This window comes from Candidatus Zixiibacteriota bacterium, assembly GCA_018820315.1.
GTDB lineage: Bacteria > Zixibacteria > MSB-5A5 > JAABVY01 > JAHJOQ01 > JAHJOQ01.
Window position 1 is genome coordinate 1 of the sequence record JAHJOQ010000085.1, and the last position, 5,197, is coordinate 5,197.

Sequence of the window (5,197 nt, forward strand, 5' to 3'; positions counted from 1 at the left end):
GAAATAGAGGCAAAGGTAGATTGGCGCTTCACCAATGAAGATGCCAGGATTAAACTAAAGAGATTGTATCCTACATTATGTGGTTGACGGGACACTAGCTCCGGGTCTCTTCTCGCATGCGGCAGTACACAGTGATCGATCAACACTTCGCCGCATGTCATGGCTTCTCCTGTCTCGACTGGTTCTTTATGCAGTTTCAGGCTCGGCGATGGACCATCGACGCCTGGCTCAGCCCTGTTTTGCGGCATCTCCCAAGGGGAAGAGTGCGATTTCGCGACCACTCTCTCCTGAAAACGCCTCCTTTGCGGCATCGCCCTTTCAGAAAGTGCCGAAAATGCGGCATCGAAATCGTCACGGGACAGCAAATGGGCAGTCGGCTGGAAGAATGCCAGATGTGATTGATGTGATTTTCCCCTGCACTGTAGCGGAATATCCGGGAATCTGCACGGATCAGAAGCCTGCCCGATATGAAAGAAACCCTGCATTTGCTGCCGCTGCGATGCCGCTATGCCTTCTATCTCTCCCCATAATCTCACTCTGCGACCGTATTCTGCCGGAAAGCTGCGAACACTGCCTTTCCGTAACGTCAGATAACACGTCTTATCCGACATTCCTGCAGAATTAGGCGCCGTAACTCCCTGCTTTGCAACGACAATGGAGTGACAGGCACCGGTGTTATCGGACATCATTCTTGCATTTTTCCTCACATCTCCACCTTCCGATCTCCTGGTCAGTTGGAGCACTCCGGCGTCGGCAATCAAGATCTCAGGCACCAAGCCGCTAAGAATGACCTTTTTCATCATTCCGGAACTGATTCACTCACTAAGAAACCACCTATAAGCACAATATATTGTGGTCTCACACTCGTTCACCACAAGATATGGTACCACATGATGTCTTGTCAAGCAGTAAACTAGATGTGTGCAAAAACCGAAAAAGCGATGTAAAAGAATGAGCTATGAATTATGAATTCTCCGGGATTTGTTCTCCAACTTTTTGGCTGACAGCGGCATGATTCACAACCCGAAGAAACCTATAACCTCAGCCGAAAGACTCTCTTAAGATCAGCTTGACTAGAAGGGGGCAGTACCTGCAGCAGGTAAATCTCCGTTCGCTACGCTCACTCTGACTTACCTACTCTTGAGCCATTCCTTTGCCAACCTTTCTGCATTCTCTCCCCATCTCAAAAGGGAGGTACCTTTTAGATTCCGACTCCCACGCGTTTTCATTTGCCATCTTGAAGTGCCTTGCCTATATTTCGAGAAAGGCAGCTTGGCAGTATAAGGTCCAACACGGTTGACATCGCAGAGTAGCAGATGTCTGCTAGGCGATCACAGTCACAATAACTCCAATGGGGGACGAAGATGAGAGTTCTGATTACTAGAGACTGGCGCGCATTGGCTCGGTATCTTCCGGTTTTTTTCATGGGTGCCTGCCTGCTCGGATGGGCCGGTTGCACAGACAAGCCCAATGGTCCGCCACCCCCGCCCCCTGAGCGTCAAGAAGGACTGGACATATTTCAGATCAGTCCTCAAGAGATGCAAAGGTGTGTCATCGGAGACACCATTGGATTCACGGCAACCGCCATAGGTAAGGATGGTGACACTTTGTCGAATGATACGACAGTCACCTGGGGCCTTAACGGTGACTCCATAGGTAGCCTATCCCGTGACAAAGGCGAGCACACAGAGCTCATCACAGTGGATATGGGCGAGGCCTATGTACTCGTGAAGTTTCATTCTGTTGAAGACACGAAGATAGAGTCGACGCATGTCTGCGTTCGCACATCCTGGGTATTGGTGAGTATGAACCCGTCCGACACAGTGCAGATCCGGCGAGGCGACACCGCACATTTCACGGCTGCAACCACCGATCATGAGGGCAATCCGATGGAGGATGCCACGATCTCTTGGTCCATGGTCGGCGATGAGATTGGCACAATCGAACCAGACACCGGGGCAACTGTGTCTCTCACAGTCTCAGACACCGGCTGGGCATATGTGATTGCGGAGTTCGATAAGGCTGCGGATTCATGCCTCGTATTCGCTCTCCCGGCCATCTACGGTGTGCATGTGCAACCCGGCGATTCTATACTGCTCACCACAGAACCGAGCCAGGTGTTCGTAGCGACGGGGGTGGATGAATTCGGAGCGGGTGTCGACCTTGATTCGGTCCTATGGTCGCTTCGAGGCAACACGATCGGCCATCTGAGTCCTGAGAGCGGCGATACCACATACCTGGCTCCCAGCGATACTGGGAGTGCCTATGTTGTTGCATCCTGGCACCTTCTGTCAGACTCGACTCACGTTACAATACGTCCCAAACTCGCATCTCTTTCCATTTCGCCCTTCGGTGAGACTACGATCGAGGTGGGTGATACTGCTAGGTTTTCCGTTTCCGGCCTGGACCAGTTCGATAATCAAATGATACCAGAAGGCATTCGATGGTCGCTTGAGGGCGACGCGATCGGTGATATCGCGCCTGATACGGGTAGCACCGCTGTTCTGTCGGCTACAGACACCGGCACTGCATATCTTGTGGCAGCTTCAGGTACAGTGTCCGATTCAGTTGTCGTGCGAGGAAAGCTCAGCATTGCCAGGATCATCGTATCGCCCGACTCGGGGGAGGTCGAAGTAGGTCAGAGTCAGGAGTTCTCCGTTGAAGGACGAAACCCACTTGGGCTGCCCGTGAACCTGGAAACTGCTTCCTGGTCACTTCGGAATTCCGAAATCGGCCAGATAGACCCGGTGAACGGGACGACATCCGAGTTTAGCGCCGAAGCTGTTGGTTCCTCGTTTCTGGTCGCCTCCTACGACACTTTCATGGATTCTGCCTTCGTGCGAGTTCTTACGGCCTCTCCCTTCCCAGTCGTGACAGACACTGCAATCGCCGGCTTCATCGGGGTCTTTCAAGGAGGAGGTGACAACATAGTCATCAACTTCGATAGCAGCACGGCGTGCGAAGGCATATGGTCACTTCGAGCGGTCTACAGCGTACGCTCGAATGGCTGGGCCGGATGGTTTTGTGAAGAGGGTACGGTCGGAGGGCATGAGACGAGGGATATGTGTCACATCACTGCCGGTGGACACCTCAAATTCTGCGCGAAAGCGGAACCGGCGGTCAGATTGGAGATTGGCATAAGGACCGATAATATCTCCCCTGGCACGGAGAAATCAAAGCTGATGATTGACGTGGACACTGTGTGGCGGGAATTCTCGATCTCGTTTGCAGATTTCCTTGCCCTAGAATCCCGTTTGGATTACTCAAAAGCGGAAGTGTATATTGTTGCCTCCATCGTTGGACCCAAGATTGGCGGTGCTGCAAGCGGCACGTACTGGATTGATGACGTACATTGGACCAAAGAGTGAATCCCGCTGGCGGGATGAAAAGAAATGGAGTTGTTCAGATGAAGACAATTGTGATGTTCACCGCATGCGCTTTGTGCGCTATGCTCTTTTGCTGCAAAGATAAAACCAGTAACCCTTCGCCACCACCAACAGATCCTGACCCGTCACGGATATACGTTGGTGAATCGCTGTCCCCCGGCTGTGACATGGGCGTCAATACTTCGGGAGATCGCACTGATTGGGTCGAGAATATGAGTGGATTCATGAGAATGTCATATCCCAGTGGACAGAGCTGGGGCGCTGTATTCATTACTTACGGAGAGCCAATAGATCCTCCTAGGCCAGGATGGGATTGCTCGGATTTCGACTCCCTGCTGGTTGATCTTAAAAGCGAAGTTGAAGGAGGACGAGTGGAGATCGGCATAAAGGACAACACTGATCCTGACAACGGCACAGAGACCAAGATCCTTGTAAGCGATTTAGATACTATATGGAATACGTACTCGTTTGCCCTAGAAAGTTTCCGCACTGCTGATTTGACGGCAATATACGTGTTCGCGGAATTCGTGTTCAGCGGAGGAAACCCTCAAACAGTGTACTTCAGGAACGTGAAGTACACCCAGAATGAGGAGTAGGTGATTTGCTTCGGCAGTGCCTTGTTTTGCCCACGGTTTTTGGCCCAGTTCTGGTGAGGATTAACGCTCTGTATTCTATCCATGCAACCTTGGCCTCCAGGTATTTGGATTCTGCCACGAGATCAGAGTGAGACCATTGACAGGCATATACGCTTCCGGTTCGCAGGTGCCTGCACCTCTGTGTGACTCTGGCGACCGGCATAGATCACTAGTCCGAAGAGATGGACCGCCAATCACGCTGCCGCGAACACAATCCCCGTCGACAAATCCATTCCAATTCGCGCAATTGCAGCTCTTATTGCCAGGTATCACTCCCCGGAGTCGAGCGGCTTCGAGGGTTCCATTTTCTCTCGGACCAGAATCGGATCAGCACTGGTCACCGGAAATTTCAGGAACGCAGAGGACCCAACCCGCCTTTGTTGAACTGGCGCCTACTAAACGCTGCTGTCAAGTTAGGAATGGAGAAGCGGCGACCACCAGAGCCGCTGCAATGTCCAAACCGGGATGGCTTGAGTGAGGTAAAGAGCACACCGAAGACTACCATCGGTTTATGGTATAGCTGAGTCCCATTTGGAAATCACTGTTCGGGTTATCATCCATCGCTTTGTCTTTCAGATAAGCCGTTACTCCGGAGTACTCAAAGTAGAATTTTGTTCCTCGGAACAGGTCGCCGAAGATTCCCGTTTGCCATCGAACCGGCATGATTCTAAGTCCGCCCCCCATTGTGACCCGGTTTTGCCAAAATTCCCTCCGGCCAGTGACCACCACCTCGGTTGTTACATAGGGTAAGATGGCGAATCCGGAATTTGGTGTGAGGTTGACACCCCATTTGGGCACAATCGCGAAAATCCAGGAATCATAGTCGTTCACATAGAAATTCGTCTCCCGCCAGGAGAAGTCCATCCACAACTCTCCCCAGTACTTGTTCTTGTTGTAGAAGTTGCATTCCCCGTATATTTCCATGCCGAAGCGGGTGTCAACGTCCGGTCTCCAGGACCAGTCATCTTCATATTGAAGATGCGAAGTCCAGAATCGCATGGCATAGAACCTCAAGTGATTCAACACCTTTAGAGGTGGAACAGAGTCAAAATTGATGTTCTTTAATGGTCGCCATTCGAGTCCCGCACCGTAATCGAATCGGTCCTCCCAGTTGATCTCCTTGAGCGCTTTCAAGAGACCAACAGCCAACGGATCCGGGAGAGGCACGCGAGATTC

General features: G+C 51.7%; 4 protein-coding genes. 2 read left to right on the forward strand and 2 right to left on the reverse strand.

Annotation, left to right across the window (positions count from 1 at the left end; translation table 11 throughout):
* The coding region (locus KKH67_07910) for a hypothetical protein (GenBank protein ID MBU1319106.1) at positions 1-803 on the reverse strand (803 nt) is incomplete at its 3' end.
* A 561-nt stretch (positions 804-1,364) separates the two neighbouring features.
* Here KKH67_07910 and KKH67_07915 point away from each other — a divergent pair.
* Together KKH67_07915 and KKH67_07920 are read left to right on the forward strand one after the other, a co-directional pair.
* On the forward strand, positions 1,365-3,368 hold the full coding sequence (locus KKH67_07915) for a hypothetical protein (protein ID MBU1319107.1): 2,004 nt from the start codon (positions 1,365-1,367) through the stop codon (positions 3,366-3,368).
* Between the two features lie 38 nt (positions 3,369-3,406).
* Positions 3,407-3,982 carry a hypothetical protein gene (locus tag KKH67_07920; protein ID MBU1319108.1) on the forward strand — a complete coding sequence of 192 codons (576 nt, stop codon included), beginning with the start codon at positions 3,407-3,409 and terminating at the stop codon, positions 3,980-3,982.
* Between the two features lie 537 nt (positions 3,983-4,519).
* Here the strand turns inward: KKH67_07920 and KKH67_07925 are convergent.
* Positions 4,520-5,197, reverse strand: a 678-nt coding sequence (locus KKH67_07925; protein ID MBU1319109.1) for a hypothetical protein, incomplete at its 5' end; no start/stop codon positions are given.